The sequence below is a fragment of the Bacillus sp. RZ2MS9 genome (assembly GCF_001816185.2).
GTDB classification, from domain to species: domain Bacteria; phylum Bacillota; class Bacilli; order Bacillales; family Bacillaceae_G; genus Bacillus_A; species Bacillus_A cereus.
Genome location: NZ_CP049978.1, coordinates 1,746,415 through 1,769,798 on the forward strand (window position 1 = coordinate 1,746,415; position 23,384 = coordinate 1,769,798).

Here is a 23,384-nt window from a genome sequence, read left to right on the forward strand (position 1 = left end):
AAAGGGAGGTTCATCAATTGAACATCTTCAATATTGCAATTATGCATATTAAAAGAGATTTCAGAGACGTAAGAACTTTAGTTTTTATGTTAGCATTTCCGATTGTACTTATGCTTGTGTTAGGAACAGCGTTAACCAACGCATTTAATAGTGATAGTCATTCGATTAAAGATATACAAGTGCTATATAAAGATGAAGCGAGTAGCACGTTTTCTCAATCATTTGCAGCATTTACGAAAGAAGTGGATAAATCAGGTATTCATTTTAAAAAAGCTTCCGGCAGTATAGATGGGAAAGAAGAAGTGAAGAAAAATAAATATGCTGCTTATGTAGAGTTAAATAAAGATGGTGCAAAATTTTACGGAAGTGACAAAAGTAGTATTGAGGGGAGTATTGTGGAAGGAATGCTTACAACATTTGTTGATAAGTACAATGTAGCGGTCGAAGTTGCAAAAGTAGATCCTACTAAGGTGAGCACAGTTATTTCAAACGGAAACCATAATGATTATATAAAAGAAACATCTTTACAAGCTGCGAAAAAACCAGGTTCTATGGATTACTACGCGGTTGTAATGACAACGATGATTGCACTGTATGCTGCGATGGGAGCGAGTTCTTTAATTCGAGGAGAACGAATACGTAAAACAGGAGATCGTCTCATTGCTGCACCTATAAGTAAAGCTGAAATATTCATTGGAAAAGTACTTGGTAGCCTAGTAGCAAATGCCCTGTGCATATTACTCGTCATGTTATTTAGTAAATTTGTTTTTCAAGCGAATTGGGGCGACCATCTTGGAATCATATTTCTTATTTTATTAACACAAGTCTTTCTAGCAATTAGCTTCGGTTTAGGAATCGGATATATCACGAAAACAGCTGAAGCGTCTAGGGCAATTATTATGGTTGTTGTGCAATTAGCTTCTATTTTTGGAGGTGCATATTTCGTAGTAGAAGAAAATTTCGTTACGAATTTATCGCCATTAACTTGGGCAAATACAGCTGTTATGAAAATTATTTATGCAAATGATGTAGGGGCAGCACTACCAGTCATTTCTTTAAACATTGGAATTTCAGCACTCTTTTTATTAATTGCAATTATTGCATTACGTAGACGGGAGGGGCTATAGTATGAAGGATATTTTATGGCTCATACAAAAAACGTTATCTGTGCTTTTGAAAAATAAAAAAAGTTTACTAATTATAATTAGCTTGCCGATAATAGGGACACTCATTTCCTTCTCGATATACGGAAATGCAGGGCAAGGAACGTTAAATATCGGGATTGTAAATAAAGAAAATGAGCCGATAGCAAATGATACGATAAAGTTTTTAGAAGGATTAAATCATGTGAATGTGAGTAAGGTTAAGGAGTCTCAAATAGAAGATAAACTCACTTCCAAAAAACTTGATGGAGTTATTACATTAGATTCTGGTTTTTCAAAAAGTGTTCGAGAAGGGAAACCAGAGCATATTGAAATTTCATCGATTAAAGGTGATCAAGTAACAGGATTTATAAAATCATATTTATATAATTATATTGATAATATAGCAGCTATTAGTAAAGTAGCCGGAACAGATCAAAGCACATTCGACAATATGTACGCAGGGTATCAAAAAAGTTCATTTAAAATGAAAACTGAGACACTAGAAGATACTTCGAAAAATAAAGATATGACAAATCAAACGATGGGTTACCTTATTATGTTTATGCTGTTTTCAGCAGCGAACTTATCAGGTCATATTTTAAAAGAAAAAGAGAATAGAACGTACTTTAGACTATTATCAACGCCGATAGATGGGAAGAAGTTTATATTATCTAATGTCGGAGTAAATATGATAATACTAACAGTACAAATTTTGATTACAATCCTATTCCTAACGAATGTTTTTCATACGAATATCAATATGCCTTTCATAGTGATGATGGGCGTACTAATGCTATTTGCATTAATCGCAATTGGAATATCATTAGTCCTTGTAGCTTTTTCGAAAAACTCAGCATCGGCAAATGCGATGCAAAATATGATTATTGTACCAACATGCTTACTTGCTGGATGTTATTTCCCATATGACATTATGCCAAGTGCAGTACAAAAAGTAGCTAATTTTCTTCCGCAGCGCTGGTTGTTAGATACGATATCAAAACTACAGCAGGGAATACCATTCTCGGAGTTGTATTTAAACATTTTAATTTTATTCGCTTTCGCAATTGCATTCTTCTTAATTGCTATTTATAAGTTTGGAAGAAATAATGACGCGAGAAATTTTGTTTAATGTGAAAAGGTGTGGCTTAATGCCATACCTTTTTTGTTTGAAACTTAGAGTATCTTTTGTAGTATAGGAATGCTTTTGTAGAGCACTTCGTTATGTGAAGCATGCAAAACATATTTATTTCCCTCTAGAAGAAAAACGCTATGTAGAACAGCGTTACCGTCACCATGTTTTGTAAGTAAATCACCGACGACTTTGCCGTCTGTCCATTTCAGTTTGGAATGTGAAGGGACGACTTGTAAATATTGAGTTGTTTCCTCTCCATCTCCGGCAATGAGTGTCGTTTCAATATTTCTTTTTTGTATAATAAATCTATTTGTATTTAATATATCGAGGAAAGGGTTTTTCGTTTTCATCTTACTATAAGGAAGAAATGTAATAGAAGAGTCGGATTTTATAAATAAATAATTTCCGTAATCTTTACAAGGAATAACATCTTGTAATCCTGGAAAGTAAATGTGTATCGCCTCAACTTTATTCATTTTATGTAAGATGCTTAAGTAACAAATATATTGTTCCATATAAAAATGAACGATATTTATTTTAGAAGAGGCATGGATAGGGAGACTGCCTCCAGTCCAATAACTATAATTTGGTGGAGATCCAGCGTTTGGTGTGCAGAGTATTATAAGTTGATTCACATCATTTTTATATTCGTCACTTTGAACGTAAGAACGTCCAAGAAGGCCGCCCATACTATGACAAATTAAATTTAGTTTATCGCAACCTGTAATCTTTTTAGCATAAGCAATCGTTTGTAATAAATATTTTTGTGTAGAAAGAACAATACGCTGCCGCCAGTCATAAAAACAGATGAACAAGTCTTTATTTCGTTCGTAGCCCATACTTTCTAGCATCATGATGAATGGTTCGTAAACAAATGCAGAAAGTCCAAAACTCCAATTACCAGTGCCGGGAATAATAATATTGCTCATTGAACCGAAAAGACCTGGGATAAAAACAATAGGAGTTTTTCTTTTTCTCATATTCATATCTCCTTTAACTGTTTAGTATCAATAAAAATAAGAAATACATTTCGTATGAAAACATATTTAAATGAAACACTACGAAATAGTAAGGAATATGATTGGAAGGAAACCAAAATGATTAAAAAAATATTAAGAGTTACTTCTATTATTATTGCTATTTTCGTTTTTATTGTAATTTGTATGCATATCGATGTTACCTTAGGTAGGAAAATGGAAGCTGGAAAAAACATGCCGACAGAGTATGCGCCTCATTATAGTGATTTTCAATTATATGTAGAAGGGAAATCATTATATGAGCAGCTATTTGAAGATATTAAAAAAGCGAAAAGCTCTATCTACACTTATTTCTTCATTTTGTCGGATGATAAAAGTAGTCATACTTTTTTAAACTTATTAAAAGAGAAGGCAAAAGAAGGAGTAAACGTCTATTTATCAGTTGATCGCATTAATGATTTATCATTTGAAAGAAAGATGATAAATGAATTACGGGAAAGTGGTGTGCATTTTACATATAGTAGAAAACCTGCATTGCCATTCGGATTTTATTCACTTCACCATCGTAATCATCGCCGTATTACGACGATTGATGGGGATATTGGCTATACAGGCGGATTTAATATAGGAGATGAGTACTTAGGGAAAGATAAGCGATTTGGATATTGGCGTGATTATCATGTACGGCTTAAAGGAGAAGGAGCAAAAGATTTAGAACAGCAATTCGCTTTAGATTGGAAACGAGATACGAAAGAAGAGATAAAGAGGAGTACGAATAAAGCTAGTAAAGGGAATACATTACATACTATGACTAGTTACAATGGGCATTACGTTGCTGAAAAATATATAGAGCTCATAAAACAAGCTCAACACTCCATTGTAATTGCAACGCCGTATTTTATAGCAAAAAATAAAGAATCCATGAATGCTTTAATCGCAGCAAAAAAGCGTGGTGTTACAGTAAAAATACTTTGGTCATATAAACCAGATCTACCTCTTATAAAAGAAGCGGCGTATCCATACATACGTCAAGCTGTTAATAATGGGATTACTGTATATGGGTATAAAAAAGGAATGTTCCATGGCAAATTAATGCTTATTGATAATGAATTAACCGTTATTGGTACAACAAACTTTACTTCGCGTAGCTTCAATATAAATGATGAAATGAATTTTTATATTTATGGTGGTCCTATTGTAGGACAAGTTAATAAGGCGTTAACAGAGGATTTTCATGATTCGAAAGAAATGACGAAAGAGTTTTTTGAAAAGTTATCTTTTTGGGAGCGTTGTAAGGAGAAAGTGGCGGGATTGGTTGAGTTCTATTTGTGATGATGGATTAGAAAAGGGTGCCTACAAAAGGCACCCTTTTTGGTGGGAAATCATTATTTTTCATGCACAAGCATCGTAACATCATCATTAATCAACGTCCCCACATGTTCACCTAAACATATTTTTTTCATCACTCCAGGCTCATCAAAGTTAAAGACATGTGCTGGTAAATTGTAGTCCCGGGCAAGCAGTAATGCCGCTTGATCCATGACTTGTATATTTTGTCTAACGACATCATTATAGTTTAGTTTGCTGTACATTTTTGCTGATTTGTTATGCTTTGGATCACTTGTAAAAACACCGTCGACACCTTGTTTTGCGACTAATATGGCATCACTATTCATTTCGATGGCTCTTTGTACACTTGGATAATCTGTTGTCACGAACGGTTGCCCGTTTCCGCCTCCAAAGATAACGATATAGCCGTTATCTAAATGGTGGACTGCACGTAAGCGAATGTATGGTTCAGCTACTGCATTAAATGGAATGGACGTCATAACGCGTACTTCTCTATTTGTTTTACTTGTTAAAACACCGCGAAGCATTAAGCTGTTAATGATTGTACCTAGTGTACCGATATTATCAGCTTCTACGCGATCAATTCCCCACTCTTCAGCTAGATGCCCCCTAAAAATGTTACCGCCACCGATGACGATGGATACTTCGATACCTAAATCAACAATGGATAAAATTTCGTTTGCGATATGTTCTAATCGTTTGGAGTTAAAGCTATTTCCAGTTTGATCGGCAAGTGCACCGCCGCTTAATTTAATTAAGACACGTTTATATGGCCTCATAACAATTCCCCCTATATAGATCGCAATAAAAAAGGAACAAAGGCGAATGCCTTTGTTCCTTTTTAAGAAAATGAAAAAGAAAAGAAGAAGATAGGACGAATTGCTTTGTATAGTTTTTCATAACATCCACTCCTTTTCATTTTGATTTGTTTTAAGTATATATCTTTTTGATTATACGAAACAATCTGATTACTTATCAAGTTTATTTTATCGTTTTTTAACAAAATGGTGTCAATGAAAAAAAGAAGAAAAATATTTGAATTTTTTGTGACGAACTTGTAGGTTTTTGTATGATTTTGTAGGTTCGCTTATAAGATGTGTGAGTAGCTTTTATAAATTCAAATTGAAAGCGTTCGCATGAAGGGGATGAACATAAATGAAAAAATTCGGATTGGCAACACAAATTTTTGTCGCGCTTGTTTTAGGGATTGTAGTAGGGGCAGTCTTTTATGGCAATAAAACGGCGATTTCTTATATCACACCAATTGGGGATATATTTATTCACTTAATTAAGATGATTGTAGTACCAATTGTTATTTCAGCATTAATTGTTGCAGTAGCTGGTGTAGGAGATATGAAGAAGCTTGGGAAACTGGGTGGTAAGACAATTCTTTATTTCGAAATTATTACGACGATTGCCATTTTAATGGGATTACTTGCAGCGAATATATTCCAACCAGGTACTGGTGTTGATATGAGTAATTTACAGCAAAGTGATATTTCTTCTTATAAACAAACTGCAGATGCAACAGAGAAGAAAGGTTTTGCTGAGACAATTGTTCACATTGTACCGAAAAACGTATTTGAATCGATTGCACAAGGTGACCTATTACCGATTATATTCTTCTCAGTATTATTCGGCTTAGGAGTTGCGGCAATTGGGGAAAAAGGAAAGCCTGTCTTTAACTTTTTTGAAGGCGTACTCGAAGCCATGTTTTGGGTTACAAATCAAGTTATGAAATTTGCACCATTTGGTGTATTCGCATTAATTGCCGTTACGGTTGCAAAATTTGGTGTAGCAACACTACTTCCGCTAGGAAAACTAGTGCTAGCTGTATACGTAACTGTTATACTATTCGTTGTGATTGTATTAGGTATTAATGCACGAATGGTTGGAGTAAACATTTTTACATTAATAAAAATTTTAAAAGAAGAATTGATTCTTTCATTTACGACAGCAAGTTCAGAAGCTGTTTTACCTAATATAATGAGAAAAATGGAAGAGTTCGGTTGTCCAAAGGCAGTTGCCTCTTTCGTAATTCCGACAGGTTATACATTTAACTTGACTGGATCGGCTATTTATCAAGCGTTAGCGGCATTGTTTGTTGCACAAATGTACGGTGTGCACATGTCACTAACGGAGCAAATAACGTTATTATTCGTTCTCATGTTAACATCCAAAGGTATGGCGGGAGTTCCAGGTGCATCGTTCGTTGTTGTATTAGCAACGTTAGGTTCAATGGGGTTACCACTAGAAGGTATCGCATTAATTGCGGGAATTGACCGCATTTTAGATATGATTCGCTCATCTGTCAATGTATTAGGAAATGCATTAGCGGCCATTGTTATGTCGAAGTGGGAAGGCGAATTCGATAATGAGAAAGCAAAACAATATGTAGAAACAGTCAAAGAAACAAAAGCAGCATAAGAAATCGTTAAGGAGTGAATAATCATGGCAACATTAACTGAAGTTAAAAATGGTGTTCGAATTGAAAAAGATTTTTTAGGTGAAAAAGAAGTACCAAACTATGCATACTACGGCGTACAAACAATGCGTGCAGTTGAAAACTTCCCAATTACAGGATACAAAATCCATGAAGGTTTAATTAAAGCGTTCGCAGTTGTAAAAAAAGCTGCAGCGCTTGCGAATACAGATGTAGGAAGATTGGAATTAAACAAGGGCGGTGCGATCGCAGAAGCTGCTCAAGAAATTCTTGATGGAAAATGGCATGATCATTTCATCGTAGATCCAATCCAAGGCGGAGCGGGTACTTCAATGAACATGAATGCAAATGAAGTCATTGCCAATCGTGCTCTTGAATTATTAGGAATGGAAAAGGGAGACTATCATTATATTAGTCCAAATAGTCATGTAAATATGGCCCAATCAACAAATGATGCATTCCCAACGGCGATTCATATCGCAACGTTAAATGCATTAGAAGGCTTATTACAAACGATGGGTTATATGCATGATGTATTTGAATTAAAAGCCGAACAGTTCGATCATGTGATTAAAATGGGACGTACACATTTACAAGACGCTGTGCCAATTCGCCTTGGACAAGAATTTAAAGCGTACTCACGTGTACTTGAACGTGATATGAAACGCATTCAGCAATCACGTCAACACTTATATGAAGTGAACATGGGAGCAACTGCAGTTGGTACAGGCTTAAATGCAGATCCAGAATATATTGAAGCAGTTGTAAAACATTTAGCTGCAATTAGTGAATTACCGCTTGTTGGTGCAGAAGATTTAGTAGATGCGACGCAAAATACGGATGCTTATACTGAAGTATCTGCAGCGCTTAAAGTATGTATGATGAATATGTCTAAAATCGCGAATGACCTTCGCTTAATGGCATCAGGTCCACGTGTTGGCTTAGCGGAAATTATGTTACCAGCTCGTCAACCAGGTTCATCTATTATGCCAGGGAAAGTAAACCCTGTTATGCCAGAAGTAATTAATCAAATTGCGTTCCAAGTAATTGGTAATGACCATACAATTTGCCTTGCTTCAGAAGCAGGACAATTAGAATTAAACGTTATGGAACCAGTACTTGTTTTCAACTTACTTCAATCGATTAGCATTATGAATAACGGTTTCCGTGCCTTTACAGATAATTGCTTAAAAGGAATTGAAGCGAATGAAGATCGCTTAAAAGAGTATGTTGAGAAAAGTGTAGGAATTATTACAGCCGTGAACCCTCATATCGGTTATGAAGCAGCAGCTCGCGTTGCGAAAGAAGCAATTGCAACAGGCCAATCCGTTCGAGAACTTTGTGTGAAAAATGGTGTATTGTCACAAGAAGACTTAGAGTTAATTCTAGATCCATTCGAAATGACACACCCAGGGATTGCAGGAGCAACTCTTTTAAAGAAAAATTAAAAGAAGAGGGGGACAATCCCCTCTTTTTTGTTTACAATATAGAAATGCTATATATGAATAGAGGTAGGGATGTTATGAGCAAGTTTACAGTAGCTTCTAATGGTGCATTAGAAACAACATTAAGAGGAGCAGAAGTATTATCAACACCACTTTTAAATAAAGGGGTAGCTTTCACACAAAATGAAAGAGAAGAGTTAGGTTTAAAAGGGTTATTACCGCCAGCGGTTTTAACGTTAGAAGAACAGGCACGCCGAGCATACGAACAATTTAGTTCTCAGCCGGATGATTTATTAAAGAATGTATACTTAACTGCGTTACATGATCGAAATGAAGTATTATTTTATCGTATATTAACAGATCATTTACGTGAAATGTTACCGATTGTATATACACCAACTGTCGGTGTAGCAATTCAAAGATATAGTCATGAATATCGTAAACCACGTGGTGTTTATTTATCAATTAACGATCCATCAGGTATCGAAGAAGCATTCACGAATATCGGTGCAACAGCTGAGAACATTGATTTAGTCGTTGTAACAGATGGAGAAGGCATATTAGGAATTGGTGACTGGGGCGTTGGTGGTATTAACATCGCAATCGGAAAATTAGCTGTTTACACTGCTGCAGTTGGAATCGATCCTAGTCGTGTATTACCGGTAATTTTAGATGTAGGTACAAACCGTGAGGAGTTATTAAACAATCCATTTTATATTGGAAATCGTCACCCTCGTATAACAGGTGAAGCTTACGATGAATTTATTGATACGTTTGTACAAGCGGTAAACAAACAATTCCCGAAAGCACTTTTACATTGGGAAGACTTTAGCTCTCGTAACGCACGAAAAATTTTAGATAAATATCGTCATGATGTTTGTACGTTTAATGATGATATTCAAGGTACAGGTGCAGTTTCACTTGCGGCAGTATTATCGGCAGTGAAAGCTTCTGGTGTACCGCTAAGTGAACACCGCGTTGTTGTATTTGGTGCTGGTACGGCTGGAATCGGTATCGCAGATCAAGTTAGAGATGCGATGGTCCGCGTAGGCGTATCTGAAGAAGAATCATATAAGCGTTTCTGGTGTATTGATCGTAACGGGTTAGTTACAGATAATATGGAAGATCTTCTTGATTTCCAAATTCCGTACGCAAGAAAAGAAGCAGAAGTAAGTGAGTGGAAAGAAAATGATGTGATCGGACTTGCTGAAGTTGTGAAACATGTAAAACCGACAATTTTAATTGGTACATCTACTGTTGCAGGTGCATTTAAAGAAGAGATTATTAAAGAAATGGCTTCTCACGTAGAAAGACCAATTATTTTACCAATGTCGAATCCGACGCCACTTGCTGAAGCAAAACCAGCAGATTTAATCGAGTGGACAGAAGGAAGAGCGTTAGTTGCAACAGGAAGTCCATTTGAACCAGTTACATATAACGGTGTAACGTATGTGATTGGACAATCAAATAATGCACTTATTTTCCCAGGTCTTGGTCTTGGAACAATTGTAGTACGAGCAAGTGTCATGACGGATGGAATGTTCGCAGCAGCTGCTGAGGCAGTTGCAAGTATGGTAGATACAAGTCAGCCAGGAGCACCTATTTTACCAGAGGTCGAAGAATTACGTAATATCTCAGAAATGGTTGCAATTGAAGTAGCTAAAGTTGCAGTTGCAGAAGGTGTTGCAAGAGTGAACTTAAGTGATAACGATATCAAGATGGCAGTGAAAGAAGCAATGTGGAAGCCAGAGTATCGCCAAATAAAAGCGGTAGAAAAGGTTAGAATATAGAAAAAAAGCCCGTTTATAACAATAAGCGGGCTTTCGCTTTTACTACTGAAAAAAAGTATAGGAAGTGTCACCTTTGAATTGGAATCAATTATGGAAGAAAGATATGTCCCTTTTAATTATATTAATGGTCGTTGTTCCGATTGCTGGGGAGCTGAACTTTCATCCCTTTAATGATACGTTTCGAGTTAGCTTCGGTACACCGCTATTCTTCTTTTTATTATTATTTTTAAGAAGAGTACCAGCAGGAGTTGCAGGTATTCTTGTTGGTATATCTGTAGTCTTATTCCGAGTATGTCTTGACTGGATCATGCAAGGTTCATTTCATATGACAGAATCATTTTATTTGCGTTATCCTGTGTTCTTCTATTATTTTATTTATGGCAGTTTTTTTTCGCTTTGCAGGGTAAATAAGTTCCATCAGAAACCAATCATTATTGGATGCCTTGGAATTTCAATTGAAATTGTTGCAAGTATGTCAGAACTTGCGTTTTATCACATGTTAGTACTAGGTACAATAATAACGATTTCTGAAGTAAATAAACTCATCATTATTGCTATTTTTCGTAGTTTCTTTGCACTTGGTTTTTTAAATATGATGAATTTATATGAAACGAAATTAAAAGAATCGCAAGTTCGAAAAGAAAATGAAAATATGTTAATGCATCTTTCTAATTTATATGTGGAATCTGTTCATTTGAAAAAGACGTTACAAAATGCGGAGTTAATTACACAAGAAGCATATCAACTATATCGAAATTTACAAGTAAGCGCTGATTCAAGTAGTAAAACAGCATTGAAAATAGCGGGGGAAGTGCATGAAATAAAAAAGGATAATCAAAGGATATTTGCAGGATTATCTAAACTGTTATTAGATAAAAATGTGGCTGAATATGTAGAAGGACATGAGTTAGCAGAAATGATTGTTAGAATAAACGAGAAGTATGCTGAAATGCTAGAAAAGGATATACGTTTTTCTAAACATATAGAAGGTGAGCATGCTGCATACCACGTGTATACAGTTCTATCAATTTTTAATAACCTCGCTGCAAATGCAGTTGAAGCAATTGAAGATAAAGGTGTCATTATTATTAAGCTATATAAAAGAGATCAACATATATTTTTTGAAGTAATTGACGATGGACCTGGTATTGCACAAAAATATAAGAAATTAGTATTTAAGCCAGGATTTACTTCTAAGTATGATCAAACGGGAACACCGTCAACTGGTATTGGGCTTTCTTACATAAATGAAATGGTAACAGAACTAGGCGGAGAAGTGAGATTAGAAGGCCGAGAAAATAAAAGAGGATGTAAGTTTATCGTTTGTTTACCAGAGGGTAGTTTAAAGCGGGAAGGGGAATAGATTTGTTTTATTATATCGTAGACGATGATGAAGTTTTCCGTTCGATGCTTTCGCAAATTATTGAAGATGGAGATCTTGGAGAAGTAATTGGTGAGGCGGATGACGGAGCTTTTATTGAGGCGGATCAACTAAATTTTAAAAAAGTAGATATTTTATTTATTGATTTGTTGATGCCGATGAGGGACGGAATTGAAACAGTTCGTCACATTGCGTCAACTTTCACGGGGAAAATCATTATGATTTCTCAAGTGGAATCGAAGCAGCTTATAGGTGAGGCATATACACTTGGTGTAGAATATTATATTACAAAACCATTAAATAAAATCGAAGTTGTATCTGTTGTACGCAAAGTGATGGAGCGTATTAGATTGGAGCGTTCTATACACGATATTCAAAAATCATTGAATAACGTGTTTCAGTGGGAAAAACCGCAATTGCGTACTGAACCAGTGCAAGAAGGAAAAAAGATAGGGGATTTAGGGCGCTTTTTACTATCAGAACTCGGTATTGCGGGAGAGAATGGAAGTAAAGATTTACTTAGTATGCTGGAATATTTATATGGTCAAGAAAAGGCACAGACATTTGAGTTTGGCTTTCCTGCGTTAAAAGAAATTTTCCATCATATTACGATAAGAAAATTAGGGGATTTAGCTTTAGAGGCGGATATTGATAAAGAGAAAAAAGCGTCTGAACAAAGAGTACGTCGAGCTATTTATCAGTCGTTAAATCATTTGGCTTCTTTAGGATTAACAGACTTTTCAAATCCAAAATTTGAAAGCTATGCTCCAAAATTTTTCGATTTTACCGTAGTTAGAAAACGGATGACAGAAATGATGAAAGATGAACTCGCATCTTCTGGTCATACGCGAATTAATACGAAAAAGTTTATTCAAGTGTTGTATTTTGAGGCGAAGAGGTTGATGGAGATAGAGTGAAGAAGATGCTTATAAATAAGCATCTTCTTTTGTTAAATCAACATTTTATATTTTCTCGTGGAGCATGTAAAATGTTAAGTAAGAGAAAATGGTTTTATATTAAGGAAGTGTCAAAGCAATGAGTTTCACATTGAATAAATCGATTATTAAAGAAGTGTGCGGAGAGACCTCATATAAAAGAGGTGAAGCCTATTATAAATCAAATAAAGTGATAATAGATCAGTACGATGAAAATAAAGAAATTTGTGAGGCGACAGTAAAAGGGAACGAGGATTTCCATGTTACAGTAGCAAAAGCCAAAAAGGGTGATGTTGTTGCAAAATGTAGTTGTCCTTCATTAGCGTCTTTTCAAACGTACTGTCAACATGTTGCAGCAGTATTAATACAAATAAACTATAATCAACAAACAGGTAGAATGAGCTCCACTAGTAGCAGAAATGATCAATTGACAAGTGGTATGTTTCAGCTGTTTGCAGACAAACCACTGAGGCCAAAAAGTAAACAACACCGTTTTGATACACGTGAAATATTAGATATTGAGTTTATATGTACACCAGTAGCTACGAGAAGTGGTGGGGCTCTTCTTGGAATTCAATTGAAACTTGCCAAAGTGTATTTCATAAATCATATTAGAGAATTTCTTTCTAAGGTGGAGAAAAGGGAATCTTTTCATTGTTCAAATGAATTTACATATACACCAGATGTACATAGTTTTAAACAAGAAACGGATGCGATTATTCAGCAGCTCATTAAAATGTATCATAACGAAAAAATGTATGAAGATACGCTAGAAGTACATGCGAAACAAGATGAAAGTATGATATTTATACCACCAGCTTCATGGAAAGATATGCTCTCTTCACTTTCTAAAGTTGAATATGTACAGCTGAAACAAAATGAACAACTGTTTCAGGGATTACAAGTTTCAAAAGGGTTGTTGCCGTTACACTTTGAATTTACGAAGGGAAATAATGGCGGATTTACACTTCATATAGATGGTTTAAATCGTGTACAAGTTATGGATATGTATAACAATGCACTTTACGATGGGAAATTATATCACTTACACATTGAAGATTGTATGCGACTTATTGAATTACAAAAGATGATGAGTCGCTCAAATAGTAATCAGTTTTATATTCCAGAAAGTAAGATGGAACATTTCGTCGCGAAAGTTGTACCAGGATTAATGAAGCTCGGAACTGTACACATTGATGAAGTAATATCGGATCGTGTTGAAACACCTTCGCTAAAAGCGAAATTGTATTTAGACCGCGTGAAAAATCGCTTATTAGCAGGTCTTGAATTTCACTATGGGAACGTCATGATTAATCCGCTAGAAGAGGATGGACAGCCGTCTGTTTTTAATCGTGATGAGAAAAAGGAAAAAGAGATTTTAGACATTATGAGTGAAAGTGCTTTTGCAAAAACAGAAGGCGGTTACTTTATGCATAATGAAGAAGCTGAGTATAATTTTTTATATCACGTCGTGCCAACATTAAAAGGTTTAGTTGATATTTATGCGACTACAGCAATCAAATTGCGAATTAGTAAAGGGGATGCAGTTCCTCTTATTAGAGTGAGAAGAAAAGAAAGAATTGATTGGTTGTCATTTCGTTTTGATATAAAAGGAATACCAGAAGCAGAAATTAAAGGTGTATTAGCGGCCCTTGAAGAGAAACGTAAATATTATCGATTGGCGAATGGTTCGTTTTTATCGCTAGAGAGTAAAGAGTTTAATGAAATTAATCAGTTTATAAAAGAATCAGGTATTCGGAAAGAATTTTTACATGGAGAAGAGGTAAATGTTCCACTTATTCGGAGTGTAAAATGGATGAACGGACTTCATGAAGGTAATGTTTTAAGTTTAGATGATTCTGTTCAAGAGTTAGTAGAAAACATTCAAAACCCGAAAAAGTTAAATTTTGCTGTGCCAAATACTTTAAATGCAGAAATGAGAAAGTATCAAGTATATGGGTTCGAATGGATGAAAACACTTGCTCATTACCGTTTTGGCGGTATTTTAGCAGATGATATGGGACTTGGAAAAACGTTGCAAAGCATTGCTTTTATAGATTCTGTTTTGCCTGAGATTCGAGAAAAGAAACTACCTATATTAGTCGTTTCACCATCATCTCTTGTTTATAATTGGGTTAGTGAATTGAAAAAATTCGCCCCGCATATTAGAGCAGTTATTACAGATGGAAACCAAGCAGAGCGCCGGAAAATTTTGAAAGATATAACGGAATTTGATGTCGTAATTACGTCATATCCATTACTGAGAAGAGATATAAGATTATATGCAAGACCATTTCATACACTATTCCTTGATGAAGCGCAGGCGTTTAAAAACCCTACAACGCAAACGGCAAGAGCTGTGAAAACAATTCAAGCTGAATACCGTTTTGGGCTAACGGGTACACCTGTAGAAAATTCATTAGAAGAGCTATGGTCTATCTTCCATGTCGTCTTCCCAGAATTATTACCAGGAAGAAAAGAGTTCGGTGATTTAAGGCGTGAAGATATAGCGAAGCGAGTGAAACCATTCGTATTAAGACGATTAAAAGGGGACGTATTAAATGAGTTGCCAGAGAAAATAGAGCACTTACAATCATCGGAGTTATTACCCGATCAAAAGAGTCTCTATGCTGCTTATTTAGCGAAGCTCAGGGAAGAAACGTTAAAGCATTTAGACAAAGATACGTTACGTAAAAATAAAATTAGAATTTTAGCTGGTTTAACGAGATTGCGACAAATTTGTTGTCATCCTGCTTTATTTGTTGATGATTACAAAGGAAGTTCAGCTAAATTTGAACAACTGTTAGAGATTTTAGAGGAATGTAGAAGTACAGGAAAGAGAATATTAATTTTTTCTCAATTTACGAAGATGCTTTCCATTATTGGTCGTGAGTTAAATCACCAAGCAATTCCATACTTTTATTTAGACGGGAGTACACCAGCGCAGGAACGTGTAGAGCTGTGCGATCGGTTTAACGAAGGAGAAGGGGATCTATTTCTCATTTCTTTAAAAGCTGGTGGTACCGGACTTAATTTAACTGGTGCAGATACAGTAATATTATACGATTTATGGTGGAATCCAGCTGTTGAACAACAAGCGGCCGATAGAGCGTATCGAATGGGGCAAAAAAATACAGTGCAAGTTATAAAGCTAGTAGCCCACGGAACAATTGAGGAGAAAATGCATGAACTGCAAGAAAGTAAGAAAAATTTAATTGCTGAAGTGATTGAGCCGGGAGAAGAAAAATTAGCATCCATCACGGAGGAAGAAATACGAGATATTTTAATGATTTAATATGAAAAAGCTATGCTTTCACATGTGAAAGCATAGCTTTTTGTTGTAATAATTATATTTTGTTTTGTGCAAAGTAAAGAAATCAAATGTTATTTAAATTACTTCTTTGTACCTTTACTTTTGTATGGCTTTGCAGCTGCCTTTTTCTTTGCACTTGATTGCCAACGGTTCCATCCTTTACTTCCTGTACCTTGTCCTACACCTTTTTTCGGTTTTGCCTTCGTTTTACTCATATGATCACTCCGTTATTTAAAAATCTTATTTGATAATAGTCAATGATTTAGAAAATACTCTTTATAAATGACTATGATTGCTTTAAGTAAAAATAAACTGCTTGAATGCTATAGTATATCATGAAATTGCAAGTAAACTGAAAGGAATTATAAAGAAAATGAAAATAATAAGAAATACTGCGGATTCTATATTCCGAACGATCACATTAATTATTGTGTATACGTTAGTTTCGGTCAGTGAAACATTTTTTGGATTGACGAGGCAGAAAAAGTAAAGATGTTAAATTAACAACAATCAATAAAGCCGTAAAATAAAGAATTGAAAAATATTTTAAAACTTTTTGTTGACTTTCTTTATTTTTTGTATAGAATAATCATTAATAAAATGTTTCAGAGATGTGACAACAAAACGACTATGAAAGGACGAGTAGTAGTAGGACGTAGTTTAAGCGAGTCAGGGGTGGTGTGAGCCTGATACGAAGCCTATTATGAAGAACCTCCTGGAGTTGCTAACCGAAATCCTTTATAGGAAAGTAGACTTAGCCGGGAACTTCGCCGTTACAAGAAGAACAGTATCGAGATATTTCATCTCCGTATTGTATAAGTGAGCAACCTCTGTTGCTAATTTGGGTGGTACCGCGGAACCAAAGCCTTTCGTCCCAGTTTTTTGGGAAAGAAGGGCTTTTTTTGTTGGCTTCTTTTCACAACATCCAAACATTTTAGGAGGAAACCACCATGTATCAATCATTAATGACAGTAAGAGAGACTCAAATTGCAATTAAGGAAGTTAAAACATTTTTCGAGGACCAATTAGCAAAACGCCTTGAACTATTCCGCGTATCTGCACCATTATTCGTAACGAAAAAATCAGGATTAAACGATCACCTAAACGGTGTAGAACGTCCAATTGAATTTGATATGTTACATTCAGGAGAAGAATTAGAAATTGTTCATTCACTAGCGAAATGGAAACGATTTGCATTACATGAATATGGATATGAAGCTGGTGAAGGTTTATATACAAACATGAACGCGATTCGTCGTGATGAAGAACTTGATGCAACGCATTCCATTTACGTTGACCAATGGGATTGGGAAAAAATCGTTCAAAAAGAATGGCGTACTGTCGATTACTTACAAAAAACAGTACAAACAATTTATGGAATATTCAAAGATTTAGAAGATCACTTATTTGAAAAATATCCGTTCCTTGGAAAGTATTTACCGGAAGAAATTGTTTTCGTTACTTCTCAAGAATTAGAAGATAAATATCCAGAATTAACACCGAAAGATCGTGAACATGCAATTGCGAAAGAACACGGTGCAGTCTTCATTATCGGAATTGGTGATGCACTTCGTTCAGGTGAAAAGCACGACGGACGCGCAGCTGATTATGACGATTGGAAATTAAACGGTGACATTTTATTCTGGCACCCAGTACTACAATCTTCATTTGAATTATCATCAATGGGAATTCGTGTTGATAGTAAATCACTTGATGAGCAGTTAACGAAAACTGGTGAAGACTTCAAACGTGAGTATGATTTCCATAAAGGTATACTAGAAGACGTACTACCATTAACAATCGGCGGTGGTATTGGACAATCAAGAATGTGCATGTACTTCTTACGTAAAGCTCATATCGGTGAAGTTCAATCTTCTGTATGGCCTGACGATTTACGTGCAGCTTGTAAAAAAGAAAACATTCATCTGTTTTAATAGAAGTGAGGGAATAGCTTAAATATAGAGCTATTCCCTCTTTTTTATAAAACATTACTTATTTATTACCGAGTTCTTCCGCTAAACCGATTAAAATTCCTTCGACTCCACGAATGTAGCAGAGACGATACGAGTTCTCATACTGAACTACTTCACCAACGAGCTCTGCACCATGCTTAGTGAGTCTCGATACCATTTCGTCAATGTCTTCAACGGTGAACATGACGCGTAGATAACCGAGGGCGTTTACAGGAGCATTTCGGTTATCTGATATAGTAGGTGGGGTGAGAAATCGCGAAAGTTCAATTCGGCTGTGGCCATCTGGAGTGACCATCATAGCGATCTCTACGCACTGAGAACCGAGTCCAGTTACGCGACCAGCCCATTCACCTTCGACATTGGCTCGACCTTCGAGATTCAAGCCAATCTCCTCAAAGAAAGAGATTGCGTTATCAAGGGATTCTACAACGATGCTGACATTGTCCATTCGTAGTAATTTGTTTTTTGCCATAGTCTTATCTCCTTATGTATAAAAGTCTATTATTTAATTATCCTCATAATTATACTACTAAGTAGTTACAAATTCCTTTCAGTCAAAAACACCTTGTCACAGTATAGGAAAATGTGACAAGGTGTTTTTTAATATGTCATATAGCATCGTGTTAACGAACAGCTTTTTATTTAATAGGAAGGTAATACATTAATATGATTTTTTTAGCATTACTAAATATATCAGATTAGCTCATTTGCACTAAAGGCTCAATTTTCGCCATAAATGATTGATGCAGCGCCTCAACGCCTGTTACTAAATGAAGGCGGTCAATAACGACAGACACTTTAATTTCTGATGTACTTACCATTTTAATATGAATATCTTCTTCTTTTAAAGTAGTGAACATATTTGCAGCGACACCTGGGTTAGATACCATGCCAGATCCTACGATTGATACTTTTGCTAAGTGATTTTCATGTTCTACAGATTCATAGTGAAGAGTTTCTTGATTTTGTTCCAAAACTTCTAAAGTTTCTCTTAAATCATTGGAATGAATGGAGAAGGAGAGGTGTACAGTTCCTTCATTTGTAATACTTTGAATGATGATATCTACATTAATGTGTGCTGCTGCTAATGTAGAGAAAACTGTTGAAAGCGAGCCTTGTTCTAATCCTTTAATTGTGACACGTGTAATGTTATCCTCAAATGCAATACCTTTAACGATTGATTGTTGTTCCATGTTACATTCTCCTTTTACAATTGTTCCGTTTTCTTGTTCCATACTTGAGCGAACTTCTAAAACTACATTATGATTTTTAGCAAACTCAACAGCGCGCGGGTGTAATACGCCAGCACCGAGATTAGCAAGCTCTAACATTTCGTCATAAGAAATTTCGTCTAATTTGTAAGCATCTTTTACAACTCGTGGGTCCGTCGTATATACACCTGTCACATCCGTATAAATATCACATTTTTTTGCTTTAAGTGCAGCAGCTAATGCGACAGCAGTCGTATCAGAGCCACCACGGCCAAGCGTTGTAATTTCATTTTCTACACTTATACCTTGGAAACCAGCTACGATAACAATCGTACCTTCAGCAAGATAAGATTGAATACGATCTGTATGAATGTCAGTAATCCGTGCACTACTATGTACAGATTCTGTCGTAATACCTGCTTGCCACCCTGTTAATGAAATTGCATGATAGCCTTTTGCTTGCAGTGCCATTGTTAATAATGAAATAGTTACTTGTTCTCCTGTAGATAGAAGCATATCCATTTCACGTTTACTTGGATTTTCTGTGATAGCGTTAGCGAGTGCGACAAGTTCATCTGTGCTTTTTCCCATTGCTGAAACGACAGAGACAATGCTATGACCTCGTTCATATTCTTCAATAATTAAATTTGCTACATGTTGAATGCGTTCGACGCTTCCGACAGAAGTGCCACCAAATTTTTGAACAATTGTTTCCATTACAAATTCCTTCTTTCGTCTATTTTTAAGAATAGATTAGGAAATATATAAATCCCAATACTCCTGTAGTTACCAGAAAGACAAACAAAAAACACCATCTCAAATAAGTGAGGATGGTGCTGTTACAGGAAAAGGGAAACAGAAAACGGAGCTAATAAAAAAACCGCCAAAAAAGGAATATCATAAAAAAATGATATCTCTTTTTTGTAGATAGCTCTTCATACGTACACGTCTGTACATATGACAGTTCTGTTTCTATTCGAAAACAGCCCCAATTGATAAATGCAGAGAAATTTATCAATTTCGGCAATACTTCCTTTCATCTAAGTTCATAGACATCTCTGTGTCTCCATTAGAATACTCATAAGTATCGCAACCTCTATCTCACGTTTTAGGCGAGAGTGTTTGATTTATGAAGTTGTTGGTAACATTTGTTTTATAATAATTTAAATTTTTCGTGGAATCAAGTGTTTTATATATATTTTAAAAATTCTTTCTTTTTTTGAGGAAGTTTGTGAAAAATGTAGCAAAATAAATTCATTGCATGTACATTAAACTTATAGTGCATAGGAGGTGGGGAGAATGAAAAGGAAACAGCCTATTTATGTTGCGACAAAAATGAACACGACGATGGAAAAATTATGGGAATATACGCAAGAACCAGATATACATACAGAGTGGGATGCTCGCTTTACTGAAATTTCGTATTTAGAGAAAAAAGAAGGAGAACCACAGAAGTTTTTGTATAAAACAAAGATTGGATTTGGGCTTGAAATAGTTGGAGAAGGGGAATCAATAGGTGAAATAAGAAAAGATATTTTAATGCAGTTATGCAGTTTGATGAAAACGAAAATGAAATTGTAGATTATTTTGGTGAACCACATTTACTCGTCTCTACACTGCATTTTCATATCGATGAGTTAGGGGCAATGCATATTTCTTCAAAGAAACAATGGTTTTATATGTTTGGAAGAAAAATGCCGTTACCAAAATTTTTGTATGGTGAAGCAAAAATTGTTGAAAGTTATGATGATGAACTACAATGTTTCCGAATTCATGTACAAGTACGAAACCCGTTAATTGGATCGCTTTTTTCATATAAGGGAACATTTGTGGAAAGGAAATAAACGATATGAAAAATATAATATTTGGGCTTGCTTGCTATGTTGTTTTTCTAATATGTGAGTGGTCGAATATAAATCCTGTTGAAGCAATTATATTATTATCTGTTTTATTATTTATACCAATGTCATTTTGTATTATTGATAAAAGAAAAAGAGATGGATCGCAATTATTATTTTATAAATCCGTATCATTTTTATATCCAATCGCAGCAATTTGTGCAATGCTAGCTTTCGTCACAAATCAATATGTATTTGCGCTAGTTTGGTTTGTATATACAGGAATTGTTGCGTTATTTGGTGTAAGTAGATTGCTAGAAAGAGGATGGAAGCCGTTAGAAGAGATCGCCATAGATAGTGCGTTTATTTATTTGTTTTTAGGTGGTTTTTGGTTTTCTGCTTCAGTAGCAAAACTTTCAATTATGCATTTTAGCTCTGACATTGTTTTACTCACAGCTGCACATTTTCATTACTCGGCGTTTCTATTGCCATTATCAGCTGGTTTAATAGGGAGAAAAAGAGAAAAGAGAAGTGAAGTGTATGATGTTATTATGTTTATCATCATGATTTCACCTATGACAGTTGCAATAGGAATTACATACTCAAGAATATTTGAATTTTTTGCAGTGTTCCTATATTTATGTGCAATTTATGGGTATGGATTTTACGTTTGGAGAGCAAAATTTAATGCTATCAGTGCAAAGATTCTTCTAATCGTTTCGTCTAGTACACTCATGGTTACAATTATGTTCTCACTTATATATTCATACGGGAATTTGAAGCATGTCTTGACGATTACAATTGCTCAAATGGTTTGGATTCATGGTGTTGTCAACGGAATTGGAGTAGCGTTACCGGCATTTATCGGCTGGGTGATTGAAAAGAGTGTTCCGAATTATAAATACTATGGGAAACCAATGAGTAAGTTAAGAGGAAATGTGGCAATTGGTGAGGCTTATTTATATAGCAGCAATTTAGTAGACAGTAAGGAATACAACGGTTTAGTTGATAAAGTAAATGACTTTCATAGTGAGGCATTTGATGTGACGAAGGTTCCTTTAAGTATTATTCATTTTTATGAAAATACAGTAGAGTATGAATTGCAATCGAATATTAAATGGGCTCGTTGGTTCCGTCCGTTCGCACTTTGCTATGAGAAAATGAGTAAGCGTGTAGAACAAATACATTTAGGAATGGGCGGCAATTGGGAAACGATGCATGGCTCTATCATTAGTGTCATAGATGAGAAAGATGGAAGAGAGAATGTAAGGGCTTGGCTAAGAAAAAATGAAGCAGGTAAATCTATTTTTGTAGCTCTTTATTCAAAGCATACAAATAAGAATGAGACATATATGAATATCGCCTTACCTTTACCTTATTCGAATATGACTGGTATTTTGAAACTATATAATGATAGTCATGATTTAATTATTACTAGTAAGTTAAGAGAAAATGGTCAGGGAGATGAGGGGATTTATTTACATACTCGGTTCTTGACAATCCGTTTACCGTTAGCAGAGACTTTTATTATAAAAGAGCGCACGGATCACATACTAGAAGCTAATCATAGAATGTGGATATTTGGAGTTAAGTTTTTAGAAATTGATTATAAGATTAAGAAAGTACAGGAGAAGTAAGAAAAGCTTGGAGAGATTCCAAGCTTTTTTACGTATGTGTAATTGTTATAGCAACTTGTTTATCTAGCTCATTATCCCAAACACGTTGAATTTCAAAGGTGCCTTTTTCAAAAAATAATGGGAATCTTTCTTTAAACCAATCTTGCATAGGAAGCTTTAGTGCTGTATCGATTGGTATCCATAAGAAAGACTAAGCCCTAAAGAAATTAGGACTTAGTCTTCATTAAATACAAATGTTTGTTTCATTTTTTTACCTTCATTTACCGGATGGCCATTGTAAGAGAAATTCTTTTCTTCCCAAGTGATTACAACTTTAAAATTATGACTATTAAAGTCTAATGGGAATACCATGTAGTCAAAGCTTGTATGACTTTTAGAAATATTTTCATTAGGTGTAGTAGGTTTAAAGGTAGCTTTAGAGGTAGGGTTGTTATCAAGTATTTCCACAGATACGTTTGATACATCATGACCGATGTTTTTTACGAGTAAACTATACGTATCAAATACACCTTGCTTTGGCTGGATTGCTTGCTTGTTTGAGTTATGAGATTTATCAATTTCGACATACCATTGTTTAGACTTTGACGCAATCGGTAGTGACTGAAATGTGTAAGCACTAGCTTGTATTGGTAGTGCTAAGCATAAAAGTGTAAAGAGAGTTAATATTTTTCGTTTCATTTTTTTAGAGCTCCCATTCTTTAATGGATTTACTTGTTATTATCTTCTTTTTACGAGTAAATATACCATATAATGTAAAGTGGCTATAAGAGTAGTGAATCAATATCTTATTCAATACTCTTATAGCCGGCATAAT

17 protein-coding genes, 3 pseudogenes, 1 riboswitch and 1 other annotated feature are annotated in these 23,384 nt (G+C 35.2%); of the genes and pseudogenes, 13 read left to right on the forward strand and 7 right to left on the reverse strand.

Going from position 1 to position 23,384, the window contains the following annotated elements; all coding sequences use genetic code 11:
• The first annotated feature begins 17 nt into the window (after nucleotides 1–17).
• Entirely contained in the window at nucleotides 18–1,127 is a 1,110-nt protein-coding gene (locus BHV55_RS09110) for an ABC transporter permease (RefSeq protein WP_001020151.1), read from the forward strand.
• Nucleotide 1,128: 1 nt separating this feature from the next.
• Nucleotides 1,129–2,274 (forward strand): ABC transporter permease, encoded by a 1,146-nt coding sequence (locus tag BHV55_RS09115; protein WP_058839107.1) that lies wholly within the window; start codon nucleotides 1,129–1,131, stop codon nucleotides 2,272–2,274.
• 44 nt (nucleotides 2,275–2,318) lie between these two features.
• Here the strand turns inward: BHV55_RS09115 and BHV55_RS09120 are convergent, their stop codons facing one another.
• Entirely contained in the window at nucleotides 2,319–3,257 is a 939-nt protein-coding gene (locus BHV55_RS09120) for an esterase/lipase family protein (RefSeq protein WP_070757101.1), read from the reverse strand.
• Between the two features lie 117 nt (nucleotides 3,258–3,374).
• Here BHV55_RS09120 and cls point away from each other — a divergent pair, with 117 nt between their 5' ends.
• Nucleotides 3,375–4,586 (forward strand): cardiolipin synthase, encoded by a 1,212-nt coding sequence (cls, locus tag BHV55_RS09125; RefSeq protein ID WP_048568562.1) that lies wholly within the window; start codon nucleotides 3,375–3,377, stop codon nucleotides 4,584–4,586.
• A gap of 53 nt (nucleotides 4,587–4,639) precedes the next feature.
• Here the strand turns inward: cls and pyrH are convergent, their stop codons facing one another.
• A complete protein-coding gene (pyrH, locus tag BHV55_RS09130; RefSeq protein WP_001248059.1) occupies nucleotides 4,640–5,383 on the reverse strand; it encodes a UMP kinase in 744 nt (247 codons plus the stop codon).
• A gap of 376 nt (nucleotides 5,384–5,759) precedes the next feature.
• Here pyrH and BHV55_RS09135 point away from each other — a divergent pair, with 376 nt between their 5' ends.
• The 6 genes from BHV55_RS09135 to BHV55_RS09160 all read left to right on the forward strand — a co-directional run bounded on the left by BHV55_RS09135 (nucleotide 5,760) and on the right by BHV55_RS09160 (nucleotide 15,893).
• Nucleotides 5,760–7,031 (forward strand): cation:dicarboxylate symporter family transporter, encoded by a 1,272-nt coding sequence (locus tag BHV55_RS09135; RefSeq protein WP_000713291.1) that lies wholly within the window; start codon nucleotides 5,760–5,762, stop codon nucleotides 7,029–7,031.
• A 24-nt stretch (nucleotides 7,032–7,055) separates the two neighbouring features.
• Nucleotides 7,056–8,495: an aspartate ammonia-lyase gene (gene aspA / locus BHV55_RS09140; RefSeq protein ID WP_000224190.1), complete on the forward strand. Its 1,440-nt coding sequence runs from the start codon at nucleotides 7,056–7,058 to the stop codon at nucleotides 8,493–8,495.
• Nucleotides 8,496–8,569: 74 nt separating this feature from the next.
• The gene (gene malS / locus BHV55_RS09145; RefSeq protein WP_016109742.1) at nucleotides 8,570–10,282 is read left to right on the forward strand and encodes an oxaloacetate-decarboxylating malate dehydrogenase; all 1,713 of its coding nucleotides are present in this window, start codon (nucleotides 8,570–8,572) and stop codon (nucleotides 10,280–10,282) included.
• 64 nt (nucleotides 10,283–10,346) lie between these two features.
• Entirely contained in the window at nucleotides 10,347–11,645 is a 1,299-nt protein-coding gene (locus BHV55_RS09150) for a sensor histidine kinase (RefSeq protein WP_083320146.1), read from the forward strand.
• A 2-nt stretch (nucleotides 11,646–11,647) separates the two neighbouring features.
• Complete coding sequence (locus BHV55_RS09155; RefSeq protein WP_070757099.1) at nucleotides 11,648–12,580, forward strand: response regulator; 933 nt, start codon at nucleotides 11,648–11,650, stop codon at nucleotides 12,578–12,580.
• 118 nt (nucleotides 12,581–12,698) lie between these two features.
• Nucleotides 12,699–15,893: a DEAD/DEAH box helicase gene (locus tag BHV55_RS09160; protein ID WP_070757098.1), complete on the forward strand. Its 3,195-nt coding sequence runs from the start codon at nucleotides 12,699–12,701 to the stop codon at nucleotides 15,891–15,893.
• Between the two features lie 98 nt (nucleotides 15,894–15,991).
• Here BHV55_RS09160 and BHV55_RS09165 read toward each other — a convergent pair whose 3' ends face one another.
• Nucleotides 15,992–16,126, reverse strand: a complete 135-nt coding sequence (locus tag BHV55_RS09165) for a DUF3934 domain-containing protein (RefSeq protein ID WP_000047588.1) — start codon at nucleotides 16,124–16,126, stop codon at nucleotides 15,992–15,994.
• Nucleotides 16,127–16,532: 406 nt separating this feature from the next.
• Nucleotides 16,533–16,791: a binding site (T-box leader), on the forward strand.
• A gap of 70 nt (nucleotides 16,792–16,861) precedes the next feature.
• Here BHV55_RS09165 and asnA point away from each other — a divergent pair.
• The gene (gene asnA, locus BHV55_RS09170) at nucleotides 16,862–17,845 is read left to right on the forward strand and encodes an aspartate--ammonia ligase (protein ID WP_000284914.1); all 984 of its coding nucleotides are present in this window, start codon (nucleotides 16,862–16,864) and stop codon (nucleotides 17,843–17,845) included.
• 58 nt (nucleotides 17,846–17,903) lie between these two features.
• Here asnA and BHV55_RS09175 read toward each other — a convergent pair whose 3' ends face one another.
• Both BHV55_RS09175 and BHV55_RS09180 read right to left on the reverse strand, forming a co-directional pair.
• A complete protein-coding gene (locus BHV55_RS09175; protein ID WP_001107261.1) occupies nucleotides 17,904–18,356 on the reverse strand; it encodes a VOC family protein in 453 nt (150 codons plus the stop codon).
• Nucleotides 18,357–18,582: 226 nt separating this feature from the next.
• Nucleotides 18,583–19,812 (reverse strand): aspartate kinase, encoded by a 1,230-nt coding sequence (locus tag BHV55_RS09180; protein ID WP_000448032.1) that lies wholly within the window; start codon nucleotides 19,810–19,812, stop codon nucleotides 18,583–18,585.
• A gap of 203 nt (nucleotides 19,813–20,015) precedes the next feature.
• Nucleotides 20,016–20,202: riboswitch (Lysine riboswitch) on the reverse strand.
• A 192-nt stretch (nucleotides 20,203–20,394) separates the two neighbouring features.
• On the opposite strand from BHV55_RS09180, the pseudogene BHV55_RS09185 reads away from it, so the two are divergent.
• From BHV55_RS09185 to BHV55_RS09195, 3 genes and pseudogenes are all read left to right on the forward strand, one after another.
• A pseudogene (locus BHV55_RS09185) lies at nucleotides 20,395–20,652 on the forward strand (hypothetical protein); the annotation flags it as partial.
• Nucleotides 20,616–20,939 (forward strand): annotated as a pseudogene (locus BHV55_RS09190) (DUF4166 domain-containing protein); the annotation flags it as partial. The pseudogenes BHV55_RS09185 and BHV55_RS09190, both read left to right, overlap by 37 nt.
• A gap of 5 nt (nucleotides 20,940–20,944) precedes the next feature.
• A complete protein-coding gene (locus BHV55_RS09195; RefSeq protein ID WP_070757097.1) occupies nucleotides 20,945–22,570 on the forward strand; it encodes a YndJ family protein in 1,626 nt (541 codons plus the stop codon).
• A 28-nt stretch (nucleotides 22,571–22,598) separates the two neighbouring features.
• Here BHV55_RS09195 and BHV55_RS09200 read toward each other — a convergent pair.
• Together BHV55_RS09200 and BHV55_RS09205 are read right to left on the reverse strand one after the other, a co-directional pair.
• Nucleotides 22,599–22,754 (reverse strand): annotated as a pseudogene (locus BHV55_RS09200) (DNA mismatch repair protein MutT); the annotation flags it as partial.
• A gap of 29 nt (nucleotides 22,755–22,783) precedes the next feature.
• Nucleotides 22,784–23,248: a hypothetical protein gene (locus BHV55_RS09205; RefSeq protein WP_000823343.1), complete on the reverse strand. Its 465-nt coding sequence runs from the start codon at nucleotides 23,246–23,248 to the stop codon at nucleotides 22,784–22,786.
• Between the last annotated feature and the right edge of the window lie 136 nt (nucleotides 23,249–23,384).